We start from the raw sequence: 17811 nt of genomic DNA, 5'->3' as shown, positions 1-17811 counted from the left end.
TTAACGATATGAAAAAATTATTATTGATCTGTTTAGGAATCACCTTATTGGTTTCCTGTAAAGATCCTGAAGGAAAAAAGAAACTAGCGAAAGTTATAAGTCCCGACGAATATTCGATTGAGCAATTTATGGATAATGAAAATGCATTTGCGAATGGGTTTTCATCAGATAAAACGAAAGTATTAATCACCAGTAATCGATCAGGAATCTACAATATGTATTCTGTATATGATATTGGTGGTGAATTAACACCTATTTCTAAATCGGATAGTGCCTCTGTTTTTGGTATTTCATATTTTCCAGAAGATGACCGTATTTTATTCAGAATGGATGGGAATGGAGATGAAATTTATAAAATTTTTATGAAGGACAGTTCTGGTGTAAAAAGCCTTACTCCTATTGAAAATGTTCGTGCAACCTTTAGAGGATGGTCAAAAGACGGTAAAAGCTTTTTTTATGCAAGTAATGAAAGAGACGCTAAATACATGGATCATTATGAAATGAATATATCGACTTTCGAATCTAAAATGATATATCAAAATAATGATGGAATGAATTTTGGCGGAATGTCAGAAGACAGAAAACATGTGTTGCTTTCTAAAACGATTAATACAAACGACAGTGATTTATACCTACTAAATACCGAAACCAATGAATCAATAAAAGTAAATGATAACTTAAGCAGCAATTCGCCACAAGATTTCGCTCCAGATGGAACCTCATTTTATTATACAACAGATGATAATGCAGAGTTCACGTACTTAATGAAATATACTCTTGAAGATGGTACTAAGAAAAAAGTGGTAGAAAAAAAATGGGATATTAATAGCTTTTATTTTACAAGAAATGGAGCTTATAAAGTTCTATTTACCAATGAAGACGCAAAGTCTGTGATGGAAGTAAGAGATACTAAAACTGATGAAGTAATTTCATTTCCAGATATTAATAATCAAAACATAACTGGAGCACGATTTTCTCGAGATGAAACAATGGCATTACTTACCACTGCAGGATCGAATATGCCAACCAATACCTATTCATATAACATAGCTTCAAAACAACAGTATCAATTAACGAATGTCTTAAATAAAGAAATTGATGAAGCACATATGGTTACTGCAGAAGTAGTTAGATTTAAATCATTTGATGGATTAGAAATTCCTGCTATTTATTACAAACCACACCAAGCTTCAGCAACCAATAAGGTTCCAGCTTTAGTATGGGTCCATGGAGGTCCAGGAGGGCAATCAGGGCAACGTTTTAATTCCACTATACAATATCTTGTAAATCATGGCTATGCAATTTTAGCAGTAAATAATCGCGGTAGTAGTGGCTATGGTAAAACATTCTTTAAAATGGATGATCAAAATCACGGAGACAAAGATTTAAAAGATTGTATTGCTGGAAAAGATTGGTTAGCAACTCAAGATGTCATCGATCCTTCAAAAATAGGAATTCTAGGAGGTTCTTATGGTGGGTATATGACAATGGCAGCATTAACTTATGCTCCTGATGAGTTTGAAGTTGGTGTTAACTTATTTGGTGTTACCAATTGGATGCGTACGTTAAAAAGTATTCCACCATGGTGGGAATCATTTAAAGAAGCATTGTACACAGAAATGGGGGATCCTAATACAATTGATTCGGTTCGTTTAAAAAAAATATCACCATTATTTCATACGGATAAAGTAACAAAACCACTTATTGTATTACAAGGAGCACAGGATCCTAGGGTTTTAAAAATTGAATCTGATGAAATAGTTGAAGGAGTTAAAAAAAATGGTGTCCCAGTAGAGTATGTACTTTTTGAAGATGAAGGACATGGTTTTGTTAAAAAGGAAAACCAAATAGTAGCTTACCGTAGTATTTTAAAGTTTTTAGATAAATATCTAAAAGGAGAAGGATTAGAAGCTTTAGATTCAAACAATACAGAATCTACGCCAATAGAATAAAATTAAAAAATATTAAATGTATTCTTAAAGCAGGTTGTAAAAACCCTGCTTTTTTTTTATTTCAAAAAATAATATCGAAAAAATTCGAAGAATCCTCTTACCTTTAAAGAACTAAAAACAATTAAAATATTTATAAAATGAAAAAAATTGGAATATTATTAATACTTACCTGCTCTGTTATCTTTAGCTCTTGTAAAGAAAACAAAGATAATAAAGTTGAAGAAACTAAAATTGAAGAAGCTCAAGAAGAAGAGAGAAAAGTAGTTGAATTTACATTAGAATCTAAAAGCGATACGGAAGCCAAAGGAAAATTTAAATTTACCGAAGAAAATGGAGTGGTAACAATGCATGGAAAATTCTGGGATTTAAGTCCTGGTACTCATGCAGTTCATATTCATGAAAAAGCAGATTGTTCTTCTCCAGATGGTAAATCGGCTGGTGGACATTGGAACCCAACCTTTGAAAATCATGGTAAATGGGGAGATACAACAGGATTCCATAAAGGAGATATTGGAAATTTTCAAGTTAGTGATAAAGGAACAGGAGTTATTAATTTAACAACCGATTTATGGTGTATTGGTTGTGTTGATGAAAAGAAAGATATTTTAGGAAAAGCTATTATCGTTCATCAAGGTACAGATGATTTTGTATCACAACCGTCTGGTGCAGCTGGTGCTAGAATTAGTTGTGGAGGCATTATTGAATAAGGCCCTTTAAATAAATTAAAAAAGCCCATCCTAAATAGGATGGGCTTTTTTAATAGCAACTTTAAAATGTTTCTTTTTAGTGACTCACAAATAGTTTACTTTATGTTTCATTTAGAACTACTGATTACTATATAAATATCAAATATCCTGCCAAAAAAACTCCACCCTTAAATAAGAGTGGAGTTTAATAAATAATTGACTTCTTATTCTTTAATAATTCGTTTTACTAAAGTATTTGATACTCCTTCAATTTTAACGAAATATATTCCTGAAGTATAACCTTCTAATGAAATCATAGTTTCTGAGGTAGCATCTGATAATTTTTTAACTTGAATTATTCTACCATTTACATCAATGATGGTTGCTGAAACTAATTGTTCTGAACTATTATTTATTAATGCAAATTGACCATTTGTAGGATTAGGATACAATACAATATTCTTGTCCAACTCAAAATTTTCTGTTGATAATAAACAGGCTAATAATGGATCTGTTACTGTAACTTCTGCAGTACAAGTATTAGTATTTCCATTCCCATCATCTATCGTAATAGTAACAGTTGTCGCACCTATATCATTACAAGTAAATAACTCTTGACTTAAAGTAACTGTTGTTGGTGAACCACAATTATCTGTTGTATTTCCTGGTAAATAATAAAATGCTACATAATCATTTGTTGCACTCCAAGTTTGTGAATTTCTACCAGGAGTAGCAAGCCCTAATGTACCAGTAGCATTTTCCAAACCTTGTGTCATTGGTCCTCTATTAGTAATTTCTGTACTATGAATCTCTATTTTATTGGTTCCTTCAAATAAATGTATTTGCGATGTTACACCTTCTGAAGAATTATAATAAGGAACATCATCAAACTCCATAATTAATTTACGATCTGGACTTGTTCCAACAGTTTCATAACTTATAGTTCCTCCAGCCGAAGGGTTTAAATCTTGCCAAGCAAATGCTATAAAATTACTTGGTCCGCCCACTGATGGCAATAAACCTCCAGTACAACATCCACTTTCATTTCCATTTGAAAAGGTTATAAACCCATTAGAAGAAATATAAAAATTTGTATAATCAACCTCGTAAAAATTAAATGTAAAGCCAATATTTAAGGCATTAGATACATCGTCATCATTTAAACTTACAGTAGTCCCTGATATTGCTATTGGTGCAAATGTTCCTGTTTGATCTACTGTCATATCTCCTGGCAATACATTTTCAACAACATCTTGAAGCGTTAAAATTGCTTCTCCATTTTCATCTAATTCTAAAGCAACATCCTGACAAATTATTTCCGGAGTATCAGATATAACTTCAATATCATCAGAAGCTACTCCAATAGCACATGTAGAAACAACATCATATTCAATTATATGAGAACCAATCCCAGCTATTGCAGGATCAAAATCATAAGTAAGTCCATCACCATTATCGGTAACTCCAAGGCCAGAATATACTCCACCTATTGGAGTACCTCCTCCAAATACTTGAACACCTTGCCCCACACAAACTTCTTCTTCTGTGTTAATTGCAGGTACTGGGGAATCAAAAGATTCTGTTCCATCTGAAACACTACCAGACGACCCTTGATCTGCACTAAATCCAAGACCTCTTCTAGCAAATGCATCCCATATTATACACTCGTTTGCTCCTCCATAAATAGCTTGATCGGCTGCAAGAATTGCATCTCTACCATCCACAAATCCAGGGCCACAAGGTTGTAATTTCATACCTTCAGTAACAATAGCCATTGCTACTACATTACCAGCATCTAAAATTGTATCACCTGTAAAATTGTAAATATCCGTATCAAATCCATGTTCATCTATTAATGCCCAGCTTACTTCCCAAAGCATTGTTGCCCATACAGAACCAACACCATGAGGTACAGCAGCTGTTTTAATATAATCATACGTCTGTGGGTTTACACCCATATCTGTACTATATGGAAAAGGTCTTATACCGTCTGCATCTGGACCTTCTCCAAATAAATAAGTTCCAACACCACGAGAATCTGTACCTGTATCACCAGGTTCTATAGTCATCATAACTCCATAGTAATCACTCCATCCTTCACCCATTTGTTCCGAATTCCCTAAACATCCTGTATTATTTGGACCTCCAGTTAATCGATTTGATATTCCATGTCCATATTCATGAACAATAACTAAATTATCAAAATCACCATCCTTATCGCCACATACATACATTTGCATCGTTGGGTTGCCTCCATCTGATGGTGTTCCAAAATTTGCATTACATGATCCTGAACCGTCTTGTGCTTCAGCATTTACAGAATCAGATCCTGCTCCACCATTGCCATAATTATTTTCTTGAAAGTTTCCTCCAGCTTCATCAAAACCATAGGTATACATAACATCATGAATAATATTGTTCCAATAAAATAAATTAGTGATTGCAGCATCTTCATATGGAGTTACATCAGAATATATTTCACTAAATGGATATGCTGTAAAATCTAAATCAGCTCCTCCATCGGGTTGATACCCCTGGTTATCTCCATCGTCATAAGAATTTACATTGTTACCTCTGGTAACTGTAAATTCAGCCCCCGCAATACCATCTGTATCATGCCATCCAAAAGGAGATGCAGTAGCATCTTCAATTCCAGATTCAATAGATCTACCTCCATAATAAGGACTTTCAATAGGCATCGCTAATACTTCATAACAAGATATACAGCCGCCAATTTCTTCAGAAGTTTCTATATAATTCGGAATATCAAATAAGTTGATGTTATAATTTAAATTTTCATGACTAGAATGGTCATGCTCAAAAGAGCAACTTACCATCCAGTTATTTTTATTTAATATTTCACCTGTAACTGCATCAATTCTTATACTCCACCAATCTTGTTGGCTTATTTCTTGAATTGAAATATCCCAAGCTAAAACAAGTTGATTGCTTTCTGTAAAATAGTATACTAATTTTGCAGGTATATTACTTAAAGAAATGCCTCCATTACTCAAGATCGTTTTTTGACTGTTCCCTTGTTCTACTTCTAAAACTGTTATAGCATCCGTAATTGCATACCCCAATTGGTTTGCAGCTGCTGCAACAGCTTGTGTTGCGTTTATGGATGGAGATGAGCTTCCTAAAATTTTATCTGTACTTTTAAATATAAATTTATTATTTGAAGAAATTGTTTCTCCATTTAAAATATGAATACCAGACTGTGTTCCATATACCTCAATATCATTTTTAGATTGAGTAAAGTATACATGTTGTATATCACTTGTTCTACTAACATTTTCATCTGTAATTAGCCATTGTACATCATCGGTTATTAAATTATCCTTTTCTAATAATGTTGTGAAATGATCTGTTAAGTTTTGCGCATAGTTTTGAGCTTTTATTTGTGTTGTAAAAACACAAAGAAATCCCAAAAATAAAAGTGTAGTAATTCTTTTCATATTAATTAGGTTGAAGTTTAGTTTAATATTTTAGTTAAATGTTAAGAATGTTAAGAGTTTATAAAACTAGAGAAAAGTTATTTATAAAAACAACACCATATTATCATATAACTAGTTACGGTCATATAACAGTTAAAAAACAAAAAACCCTAAGTATTTAAACAAAATTAATTATATATAAAAACCCAAAGAGTTATAACTCTTTGGGTTTTAAAATTATACTTTAAAATAACTCTAACAGTTATTAGCTGATTGATATCTTATTCTCTAATAATACGTTTTATTAAAGTATGTGATACTCCTTCAACCTTAACAAAATACATTCCTGAAGCATAAGCTTCTAATGAAATCATTATTTCTGAAGTTGCATTTGATAAACTTTTAACTTGAATAATTCTTCCATTTACATCAATTATTGTAGCTGAAACTAATTGTTCTGAACTATTATTAATTAAGTTGACTATACCTCTTGTTGGGTTTGGTAACAATTGAATACTATTGTTGAATTCTGAATCATTAGTGCCTAATAGTTCTTCAACAGTTAATTCGAATACACACGTCCCTTCGTTTCCAGCATCATCAACAGCAGTCATAGTAATTACAGTAACACCTTCCCCTACTTCAGTTCCAGCAATTGGATCCTGAGTAATTGTTGGAGAAGTTGTACAGTTATCTGTAGCTGTTGCACCTCCTGTATAATCTGGAATTGTAAATAATTCACCTTCATTAACTATTTCAGTTAAATCTGAAGGACAAGTTAATTCTGGATCCATAGTATCTACTACTGTTACTACTTGAACACAAGTAGTAGTAAGCCCCGCTGTATCAGTAACCGTCCATGTAACATCTGTATCTCCTATTAAATACACCGCAGGTGCATCATTAGTAACCGTTGCTATACCACAATTATCATCTGTAGATGGATCTGTTAATACTACTCCTGAAGCTGAACATGCATCAACATCTGTACTAATTTCTACATTTGCTGCACATGATATCGTAGGATTAACATCGTCTACTACTGTTACTGTTTGAATACAAGTATTTGTAAGTCCTGCTGTATCAGTAACTGTCCAAGTAACATCGGTATTCCCTAATGGGAATGTACTTGGAGCATCATTTGTAACAGATGCTACACCACAGTTATCAGAAGTTACAGGATCTGTTAATACAACTCCTGAAGCCGAGCAAGTATTTGCATCAGCACTAATTTCTACATTAGCATCGCATGTAATCTCTGGAGCTTCTGTTTCAGCAATAACTTCAGTTAAAGTTCTTTCACTTAAACAACCTCCAGATACAATATCAATCTCTGAATTGGCTACACCAAAATCTGAAGATTCACATGTACCAGACCAATCTACTGAAGTATCAAGATCACCAACTCTTCTAAAAGAAGTATTACAAATAGTTGAAAAATTTGCACCATCGCCAGACCAATCTAAATCGGCTGCAGTAATATTAAATCCATTAATTGCAACATTAAATCCAGAAATTTGAGCCGCTGATAAATTCCAAAAAACAGAATCAACTACATTTCCTGAAGGATCTAGAATAACAATCCAACCTGTACCAGCATCGTCCCAAAAGATATTGTCCCCCCATGGATTAGAGGATTCATCGGTCCAATATTCAACACTATCTGCTCCCATGTTTCCTAAAATTTGGACAATAGAATTAACTGTATTTATATTATCATATGGTGAATCACTAACTGCAACAGCATACCCAGAATAATCAAAAGCATTTCCAACATTTTGTATTTCAAACTGATCTGGTGTTTGTAATGTTATTTCTGAAATAACTAATTTTGAAACTGGTCCAGAACTTGAAGTTTCAGCAGCATAAACATTTGTATTATCTAATGGAGTGAAAGTATAAGATTCACCTTCGTGTAATAAGTTTCCTCCTGTTTCTGAATCATACCATTGAATAAAGTTTCCAGGATCTCCTAGAACCGCTGTTAATGTTACCTCTTGTCCTACACAGAAATCTGAAGCTCCTGTTGTTGCAGGACCTGCTGGTGAATCTATCACCTCTATAGTATCTGAAGCTGATGATGCTGTTGAACAAGTACTAGCATCTACATCATATGTGATTGTATGTACACCAACTCCTGCATCACTTGGATCAAAAGAATAGGTAGATCCATTTCCGTCATCAGTAACACCACTTCCACTATAAACACCTCCAGAAGGAGAACCACCAGTTAAACCTGTTAATATTTCAGCACTAGAACAAACATCTCCAGGGGCTGTGAAAGCAGCTACTCCAGTTGGAGTGTCAAATGCTTCAGTTCCATCACTTCTACTTCCTGATGAACCTTGACTTGCACTTATTCCAAGGCCTCTTCTTGCAAAGGCTTCCCAAATTAAACATTCATTAGCACCACCATAAATAGCGACGTCTGCTGCTAATATCGCATCTCTTCCATCTACAAAACCAGGTTGACAAGGCTGTAATTTCATACCTTCAGTAACTAATGCCATAGACATAACATTACCTGCGTCTAAACTTGGATTTCCAGTGAAATTATAAATATCATTATCATAACCATTAGCTCCTATTAATTCCCATGTCATTTCCCAAAGCATCATTGACCATACAGAACCAACACCATGAGGTACTGATTCAGATTTAATATCATCATAGGTATGTGGATTAACACCAAAATCAGTACTATAGGGGTGAGAGCGGATACCATCCCCTCCGACTCCTTGTCCAAATAAATAGGTCCCTACTGCTCTTGCATCTGAAGCAACATCGCCAGGTTGCATAGTCATAATAGTACCATAAAAATCACTCCAGCCTTCTCCCATTTGTTCTTGATTACCAAGACAAGAGGTATTATTTGGCCCTCCTGTTAATCTATTTGAAGTTCCATGACTAAATTCATGAATAACTACAAGTGCATCAAAATCACCATCTTTATCATTACAGATGTACATATTCATACTTGGATTAGATCCATCACTTGGGGTACCAAATGTAGCATTACACCATTGTGAAACTTGAGCATTTGCATTTACTGAATCACTTCCTGATCCTCCATTTCCATAATTATTTTCTTGAAAATTTCCAGAAACTTCATCAAAACCATATTGATACATAATATCATGTATAACGTTGTTTAGATAAAAAAGATTTGTAATTGAAGCATCTTCATATTGATTTCCTCCAGTATAAACTTGGCTAAATGTATATCCAGTAAAATCTAAATCAGCTCCTCCATTTGGACGATAACCAGAATTATCCCCATCATCATGAGCATCTACATTGTTTCCTCTAGTGTCAAAAAAATCAGCTCCTGCAACACCGTCAGTGTCATGCCATCCAAATGGCGAAGCACTTGTGTCTTGTGGGCTATTTTCTGTCGTTCTACTTCCATAATATGGACTTTCTAATGGTAAAGCAAATACTTCATAACATTCAAAACATCCATTATTATCTGCAACAATTTCTTTATAATTTGGAATGTCATAAAGGTTCTTATTATAATCTAATTTTTCATCTCCAGAATGATCATGTTCTAAGCCACAACTTACCATCCAATTATATGTATCGATGATATTTCCTGTATTTGCATCTACTTTTACATTCCACCAATTTTGTTTTGCAATTTCTTCAATTGAAATATCCCAAGTTAAAACAATTTCGCCTTTTTCAGTAAGATGATACACCAATTGAGCTGGGATATTACTTAAAGAAATACCTCCATCACTCAATAGCATGTTTTGATTAATACCTTGAGATTGTTCTACCACTGAAATATTTTCTGATATCGTATAGTTTAGCTGTTGGGCAGCAGATTCTATCGCTTGCATTCCATTTATAGAAGGCATTGAAGCTCCTTTTAATTTTCCTGCTATTCCTTTTACAAACTTATTATTTTCTGTAAGTATTTCACCATTAGGTAGGATATGTATATCAGATTCAGTTCCATTTATCTGAATTCCATTTAATACTTGTCTAAAATATACATGAGTTACGCCACTAATACTACTCACATAATTATTAGTTATTTCCCATTGAGTATCTTCTTCAAAGATTTTGTTTTCTTCAAGAACTTTTTCTAAATGATTAGAAATCTCTTGATTGAAGTTTTGAGCAGATAGTTGAAAAGCTAATAGACATAGCAATCCAACAAAAAAACTCTTCGTCATTTTTTTCATAATATTTTTTTTTTATTTGGTTGATAATTTTCTTTGCAATTTTTATTTTTCATTTGTAATAACAAAATTTTTAAATTGATTGAATGTGAGAATGTTTTAAAATTATACTTGAATATCAATTTAAAAATGTCTCTAAATATACGATTTTTTCATCAACTCAAAAATTATTAAAATTATATACATTTAATGATTAAAAGTGATGAAAAAATTATTTTAACTCCGAATTATCAGTATTTTTACAAGGATACTTTTAAATTTAAATATGAACCCATCTGCTCCAGGCTGGATCCTAAAATTTTATAATCAGTTTGAAAAACATCAACTAATAGATAAATATCTTGATGATAATTCATTCTATAATCATTTAAAATCTACTGGATTTATTTTTGGTGTTTCAATAACGGCATTACCTGATCAACCTATAAGTAATTTAAAAATTACAAAAGATGAGTTTACAAAAATTAATCTTTTTCATACCTTACTATATACTTACTTTAAAAAGTATACAGGTTCAGATATTCATGAGGCTGTAAAAAATATAGCTGTTTTTTATTCAATTTTAGAAAAAGGGAAAACTGGATTCTTAACAAAATTAACCTTATCTCAAACCCCCGAAAGTAATTTAGAACATGTTCTATCTGCTCGTTTAAATGAAACAAATAGTGAAATAGAAAAAAAGTCAACTACAGCATTGACTTATGCTATGTTATATATTGACATTTTAACGTATCGATATTATTTAAATACTTCAAACGTTAACGCTTATGATTTAAAAAGGTATTCAGAAGAGCTTGAAAGTTCATTGATTAATTGCAGTTTTCTTGCTTTAAAATCTAAAAAAGATAAAAATAAAAATGATCATCAATTAATTGAATTATATGATTCATCGACTGATTATTTAATAGGAGAAGATCATTTAAAGTATATACATTCAATTAAAAGTCAAACGTATCTATCTAAATATGATACCCTTGAAAAAAGGTTTATTTTAGATATCTGTTGTCTAGCAGTTTGGGATGACAAAATATTTGATGAATCTGAAATTCAATTCTTAAAGCAATTAACACAGGTTTTAAAGTTTTCAGATATAGACCTTTCTGACTCTATTCAAAGTTTAAAGTATTTTTCAAAAAGTAACGCAACAAAAATCAAACTATTTGAGTATTCCAGCCCAATAACTCAACTCTATAAACAATCTACGGCAACTGTTAAATTGCTTATTTTAAGAAACAAAAATCGCCTAATAAAAGAATTAAATGAGAGCGGTGAATTGTTAGTATTATTAAGTCAATCCACCTTAAGGGATTTAAATGCAGATGAAAAAAGCAAAGTAAAAGAACAGCTTTTAGACATCTGTAAATCAGTTCCTTCATTAACCATATTTTTGGTACCTGGAGGCAGTTTGTTATTGCCTTTATTAGTAAAGTATATTCCTAGTTTATTACCCTCAGCATTCCAAGAAAATAAAATCAAGAAAAAAGATTTATGATCGTATCCAATTTAGATGAACTTAGAGAAATTTATGGAAAACCTAGTGGCCGCGCAAAAGATAAAGTTTTAAAATCTCTAGAGAAACACAGCATTCATTTTATAGAAAATGCTCCTTTTTTAACGTTGTCTACAATGAATCAAACTGGCGAAATGGATTGTTCCCCAAGAGGCGGAAACCCAGGTTTCGTAAAAGTATTAAACGAAACTTGTATTGTTATTCCTGATGCAAAAGGAAATAATAGGGTGGATAGTCTTAGCAATATTGTTGAAACCGGAAACATCGGACTACTTTTCATTATCCCTGGACTAGATGAGACACTTCGTGTAAATGGACATGCCTATATTTCAACAAATGAAGAACATATAAATTTATTTTCTTCGGAAGAAAAAACAATAAAAGCGTGCATTGTAATCACAATCGAAGAAGTTTTTCTCCATTGTGCAAAAGCATTTATGCGTTCTAAATTGTGGAAGCTAGAAGCACAAATTAAAAGATCTTATTTTCCTAGCATGGGACAAATGCTAAAAGATCAGATTGGTTCTACAGAAGAGCCTGAAGATACTGAAGCCATGATAAAAAGATACCAGAAAGATTTATAACAAGTTATTTAAACTTTTCAAACCAAGCCAAGGTATGTGCTACTTTAGTAATTAAATTACTTGGCCGAGATGCGATACCATGGGAAGCTTCAGGAATTTCAACTAATACCGTTTCAATTTTACGAAGTTTCAACGCATGATACAATTGTTTTGCTTCACTTGGAGGAGTTCGTAAATCATTCATTCCTACCATGACCATCGTTGGAGTTTCTACATTTCCAACCAATGATATTGGAGAAAACTTCCAATAATTTTCAAAGTTTTCCCAAGGCTGACCTGGATATCTAGAGTTTGCATATCCGTAATAATTATCTGCTGTTAATGTTTTACTGATCCAATTCATTACAGGTTTAGCAACTACCGCCGCTTTAAATCGGTTATTTTTCCCAATGATCCATGCCGTCATTATTCCACCTGCACTTCCACCAGTTACATATAGTTTATCTTCCGAAGTAACACCTCTTTTTAACATTTCATCAACTCCATCCATTACATCGTTATAGTCTTCCCCTGGATAATTGTTATACAATAAATTCCCAAACTCTTCGCCATAACTTGTGCTACCTCTAGGATTCGGATAAAAAACGATATATCCTGCTGCTGCATATAATTGGATTTCAGTCGAGAAACGATTTCCATAATTTAAAATAGGTCCTCCATGATTTTCAACAAGTAGAGGGTATTTTTTTTGTGAGTCATAGTTTGGTGGGTATACAATCCAACCTTGAATATCTCTTCCATCTACTGAAGATTTATACCAAATTTCTTCCATTTTACCGAGGGTACGAAAGTTTAATAAATCTTCATTTACAGAAGTAATTACACTAGCATTTTTATTCTTTTTATTTACCACCGCAACATCTGCAGGACTGTCTGGACGTGAATAGGTATACGCAATACTCCCTGATTTTGAAACCGAAAAACTACCACTAGCATAAGGTCTACCCAAGGTTGTACCTCCAAGGTTTTCAACAATATCTGTGATTGTACCATCCAAATCTATAAAGGCAATTTTAGTCTTACCAAAATCATCATAACTTATATACAAGCCTTTACTATCTGAAGCCCAAATAGCATTATCGATACTCCGGTCTAATTTATTTGAAAGCACTCTTTTATTTTCTCCTTTAGTATTCATTAATTGCAATTGAGAAAGCTGATAAGTTTGTACTTTATCTTCATAGCCAATGTAAGCAACATGTTTTCCGTTTGGAGAAACTTTAGGAGCATAATCGGGTCCACTACGAGTCGTTAGTATAGAAATCTCATTGGTTAATATAGTACTGGAATACAATTCACTATTTCTAAAATCATACTCCCAATTTTCATTTCGATTACCCGCATAAAAAATTTGTTTACTATCTGGTGACCAAGAAATGTTTCCACCATGATTAAAATTTCCAGTTGTAATTTGGCGTGGTGTTCCTCCTTCCGAAGAAATAACAAAAACATGATTAAATCCTGGTTTCAAATAACCAACTCCATCTGCTTCATGCTTTAATCGATCTGTAATTCTAGGGCTTTTCGCCCACTTTGCTCCTTTTGGCTTAGCTGGCATAGTTGCTATTACTGGAGCTTTTGCATTCACTTTCATAGTAAAAGCTATCTGCGTTCCATCGGGAGACCAAGAAATTGAACTGGGTCCATTTTCTAGTTGAGTTAATTTTGAAATTGTATTGCTAGCCTTCCAATACACGTAGATTTCACTTCCTTCACCCGAACTACTTACAAAAGCAATACGATCGCCAGAAGGTGACCAACGTGCTTGACTTTCATTTACATCTTGATTGGTTAACTTATAATGATTTTTACCATCACTACTAATCATCCAAAGGTTTCCTTTAGAACGATCTTTCATAATATCAAATCCAGTTCTTCTATACACAATCGTTGAACCGTCGGGTGAAATTTGAGGGTCACCGGTATATTCTAATTGAAATACATCTAGGTAGTCAAAGTTTGACTTTTCTTGTGCTTCAGCTATTGAGAACGTAAAAAGAAAAAGTAGTATTGATAATTGCTTGATCAGTTTCATATGAAAAATTTTGAATTGCTAATTTAGATTTTTTAAAAAGGTTAATCAAATGAGCTTTCAATTAAATCAATTATATTTGATCAAAAACTTTGAATCACTACTGAATTATCTTCAATCTATTGAATAATTTATTTTGAATGCTTTCAGCTAAAAATTGCAAAACATGAAATCCACCACCTTTAAAATTCTCTTAAGTCTAGGAGTACTATTTATTTTAATATTTTTTATTTCTAAATTGAATCAACCATTGAATTCAGAAATAAGTCAAAAAGACTTAATCAAAGAATATCCAAGTGAATGGATGTACAATCAAAGGGCATATCCTAATAATTATATAAATACTGAAGCAATTGAAAATGCCATAGTTCAGTCTAAAGGAATTAAATCTAATCGTAGCATTCAAGGTAATGATTGGGCATTGATTGGGCCTCTAAATACAGGAGGAAGAATAACAGATGTTGCTATTTCACCTGTTAATGATGATGTTTTATATGTAAGTACTGCTGTGGGTGGTGTTTTTAAATCTATTAATCGTGGTGATGATTGGGAACCCATCTTTGATGATAATGCAAAACCGTCTATTGGAAATATTGCCATTGCCCCTTCCAACCCAGAAAAAATTTATGTGGGTACTGGAGAAGCAAATGGAAGTGCTACTTCGGGTGCCTTTTTTGGTAATGGAGTGTATAGTTCAGACAATGGTGGTACTACCTGGAATCATTTAGGTTTAGAAGAGACTAATCATATTGGAAGAATTGTAGTTGATCCTACAGATGAAGATAGAGTCTTTGTAGCAGCATCAGGAAAATTATATGACAAAAATATAGAAAGAGGCGTGTACAGAACTACCAATGGTGGAAGTGATTGGGATCAGGTTTTATTTGTTACAGATTCTACAAGTGCTATTGATATTGTGATTAATCCTGTAAACACTGATATTCTTTTTGCAGCTATGTGGGAACGAACTCGTAAACCTTGGCAAAGAGATTATGGCGGAGAAACATCTGCGATACACAGATCGGTAGATGGAGGTGATACATGGGAAGAACTAGGAGCTTCGCAAGGGTTACCAGCAGCAAGCCCTGATACAGGAAGAATTGGAATTGCAATTTCTGAATCAGATCCAAACATTATATATGCACGATATACCACCAATGAAATTACAAATACTTTTAATGGTTTATATAAATCTATTGACAATGGTGACAATTGGGACTTAGTAAGTTTAGGTGAAATAAGTGATGTTGATTCTTCTTTTGGATGGTATTTTGGAAATGTTAGAATTCATCCAACAAATCCAGATGAGGTGTATGTGTTAGGTCAACAAATTTATAAGACCACAAATAGTGGTGGAAATTGGCAATCGGTTGGTGGAATGCATGTAGATCATCATGCCTTAGAATATTCAAGGAACAACACTAATTTTATATTAGCAGGAAATGATGGAGGTGCTTATATTTCTGAAAATGCTGGAGGTACTTGGTCAAAATTTACTAATCTTCCCATCACACAATTTTACAATATCGAAGTTGATTTCCAACAACCTGAGCGTCTATATGGAGGAACTCAAGATAATAATACCATTAGAACCTTAACAGGTGGTGCTAATGATTGGTCATCTATTATTGGTGGAGATGGGTTTCATGTAAATGTAGATCCAACTGATAATAACTTTGTGTATGGAGAATCACAATGGGGAAACCTACGACGATCTACAAATGGTGGAGATAGTTTTCAAGGAGCTACTGATGGAATAAGTAATGGTGATCGTGTAAACTGGAATACTCCTGTGGTATTATCTCCTTTTAATTCTGAATTAGCATATTATGGAAGTAATAGATTGTACACTTCAAACAGGGCTGTATTTTGGACGGCTATTAGTGAGGACTTAACAAATGGACAACACCCAAGTGGATCATTATCGTATGGAACTTTAACAGCTATAGCTCCCTCCTATTTAAATGAAAGCACGGTATATACAGGAAGTGACGATGGAAATATTCATGTAACTTTTGATGGTGGTATTACATGGAATAACATTAGCGGTTCATTACCTAATCGATATGTAACCTCTATTGCAATTTCACCCAATGATGATTTAGTTGCCTATGCAACATTTTCAGGGTTTAGTGTATTAGATTATACGCCTCATATTTTTAAGACTGAAGATGGAGGACAAAATTGGACAGATATCTCTTCAAATTTACCTAGTATTCCAGTTAATGATGTGATTTTACATACAAGTCAAGATTTAATTTTTATCGCAACAGATCTAAACGTTTGGTATTCACAAAATGATGGAGGAACATGGGATATACTTGGAACTGATTTACCATTTACAATTATTAGAGATTTAAAATTACATGAACCAACAGATAAATTATACGCAGGAACTTTTGGAAGATCGATGCATAGTTATAATATTAGTGCTATTATTTTAAGTAATGAGGATGAAATATTTTCTTCGGAAAAAATAAAAGTTTATCCTAATCCTGCAAGCAGTGAATTTACGATTGAAGCAAATTTAACTGCATTAAGTTCTATCTTAATGTATGATGTGAATGGAAAGCTTGTAAAGTCAATTTCAGAAAATGAAGTTGCTCCTTTTCAAAACATTAATGTAAATGTTGAAGGCATTCAACCTGGCGTGTATTTTATTAAATTAAATTCTAAGGAACAATCCATTAGTAAAAAGATTATTGTAAAATAATTAAAACCCTAAGATATGAGTGCTTTAAAAACTGAATATCCATCTGTAAAAGTTCGAGAATGAAACTTACAGTTTTAAGGAGGTATCAGGGATCTCATTAGAAGTGGTAACAGATGATATTCCTGTAGGAGGTGAGAACAGATTTAAATACAAGATTCCTGCTAATGTTAAGTACGCTAATCTGGAGTTAAAAAGAGGACTAGTTCCAGAAGATTCAAAACTCATAGCTTGGGTTACCAATACCCTTCAAAAAGGTCTTTCAAATAAAATAGAGACAAGACAATTGAGGTCTCTTTATTAAATGAAGGGATTGATTTCCTAATGACTTGGAATTTTATCAAGGCTTGGCCTGTCGCATGGAGCGTTGCTTCCTTGGAGTCAATGAACAATGAAATACTCATAGAGTCCATAAGCATGTCGTATAATTATTTTACAACTAAAATCATTACATAAATTAATAGTAAAGAATTAAAACTTTAAAGAAGCAATGAAGAACTAACGACGTATATAAATAATTGCTCAGTCTTTGCCTAATGGAAATTTCTTCAGAATATCCATTGCTTCGTTTTCTTATACTAATTGAGTTGCTAGTAAACGCAAAAACCATACATGAACATATTGATGGTAATATGAAAACATGCCCTTTTTTATATCATATATTAATGCTGTCAAATTTATACATAGAACTGCAAGTATTAATTAATAAT

At 33.0% G+C, this 17811-nt stretch carries 9 protein-coding genes and 1 pseudogene; 7 read left to right on the top strand and 3 right to left on the bottom strand.

Annotation, left to right across the window (positions count from 1 at the left end; genetic code table 11):
• The first annotated feature begins 8 nt into the window (after window positions 1–8).
• Both ABXT64_RS10860 and ABXT64_RS10855 read left to right on the top strand, forming a co-directional pair.
• Window positions 9–1952 (top strand): alpha/beta fold hydrolase, encoded by a 1944-nt coding sequence (locus ABXT64_RS10860; protein WP_443632954.1) that lies wholly within the window; start codon window positions 9–11, stop codon window positions 1950–1952.
• 137 nt (window positions 1953–2089) lie between these two features.
• On the top strand, window positions 2090–2659 hold the full coding sequence (locus ABXT64_RS10855) for a superoxide dismutase family protein (RefSeq protein ID WP_443632953.1): 570 nt from the start codon (window positions 2090–2092) through the stop codon (window positions 2657–2659).
• A 203-nt stretch (window positions 2660–2862) separates the two neighbouring features.
• Here ABXT64_RS10855 and ABXT64_RS10850 read toward each other — a convergent pair whose 3' ends face one another.
• Window positions 2863–6096: a M36 family metallopeptidase gene (locus tag ABXT64_RS10850; RefSeq protein ID WP_443632952.1), complete on the bottom strand. Its 3234-nt coding sequence runs from the start codon at window positions 6094–6096 to the stop codon at window positions 2863–2865.
• Window positions 6097–6356: 260 nt separating this feature from the next.
• Window positions 6357–10268 (bottom strand): M36 family metallopeptidase, encoded by a 3912-nt coding sequence (locus tag ABXT64_RS10845; RefSeq protein ID WP_443632951.1) that lies wholly within the window; start codon window positions 10266–10268, stop codon window positions 6357–6359.
• A gap of 262 nt (window positions 10269–10530) precedes the next feature.
• Here ABXT64_RS10845 and ABXT64_RS10840 point away from each other — a divergent pair, with 262 nt between their 5' ends.
• Together ABXT64_RS10840 and ABXT64_RS10835 are read left to right on the top strand one after the other, a co-directional pair.
• Window positions 10531–11757, top strand: coding sequence for an LETM1-related biofilm-associated protein (locus ABXT64_RS10840; protein ID WP_443632950.1), 1227 nt, complete (start codon window positions 10531–10533; stop codon window positions 11755–11757).
• Window positions 11754–12359 (top strand): pyridoxamine 5'-phosphate oxidase family protein, encoded by a 606-nt coding sequence (locus tag ABXT64_RS10835; RefSeq protein WP_443632949.1) that lies wholly within the window; start codon window positions 11754–11756, stop codon window positions 12357–12359. The genes ABXT64_RS10840 and ABXT64_RS10835 overlap by 4 nt, the downstream gene beginning before the upstream one ends.
• 4 nt (window positions 12360–12363) lie before the next feature.
• Here the strand turns inward: ABXT64_RS10835 and ABXT64_RS10830 are convergent, their stop codons facing one another.
• On the bottom strand, window positions 12364–14394 hold the full coding sequence (locus tag ABXT64_RS10830) for a S9 family peptidase (protein WP_443632948.1): 2031 nt from the start codon (window positions 14392–14394) through the stop codon (window positions 12364–12366).
• 163 nt (window positions 14395–14557) lie between these two features.
• On the opposite strand from ABXT64_RS10830, the gene ABXT64_RS10825 reads away from it, so the two are divergent.
• From ABXT64_RS10825 to ABXT64_RS10815, 3 genes and pseudogenes are all read left to right on the top strand, one after another.
• Entirely contained in the window at window positions 14558–17104 is a 2547-nt protein-coding gene (locus ABXT64_RS10825) for a T9SS type A sorting domain-containing protein (protein WP_443632947.1), read from the top strand.
• 73 nt (window positions 17105–17177) lie between these two features.
• Window positions 17178–17405: pseudogene (locus ABXT64_RS10820) on the top strand (phage tail protein); the annotation flags it as partial.
• A 20-nt stretch (window positions 17406–17425) separates the two neighbouring features.
• Window positions 17426–17557, top strand: coding sequence for a phage tail protein (locus tag ABXT64_RS10815; RefSeq protein ID WP_443632946.1), 132 nt, complete (start codon window positions 17426–17428; stop codon window positions 17555–17557).
• The last annotated feature ends 254 nt before the right edge of the window (window positions 17558–17811 follow it).

The organism is Candidatus Marifrigoribacter sp. Uisw_064 (genome assembly GCF_047730175.1).
In the GTDB taxonomy this organism is placed as follows: Bacteria; Bacteroidota; Bacteroidia; order Flavobacteriales; family Flavobacteriaceae; genus Marifrigoribacter.
The sequence above is the reverse complement of the archived record's forward strand: the minus strand, read 5'-3'. Positions and strand labels throughout refer to the sequence as shown.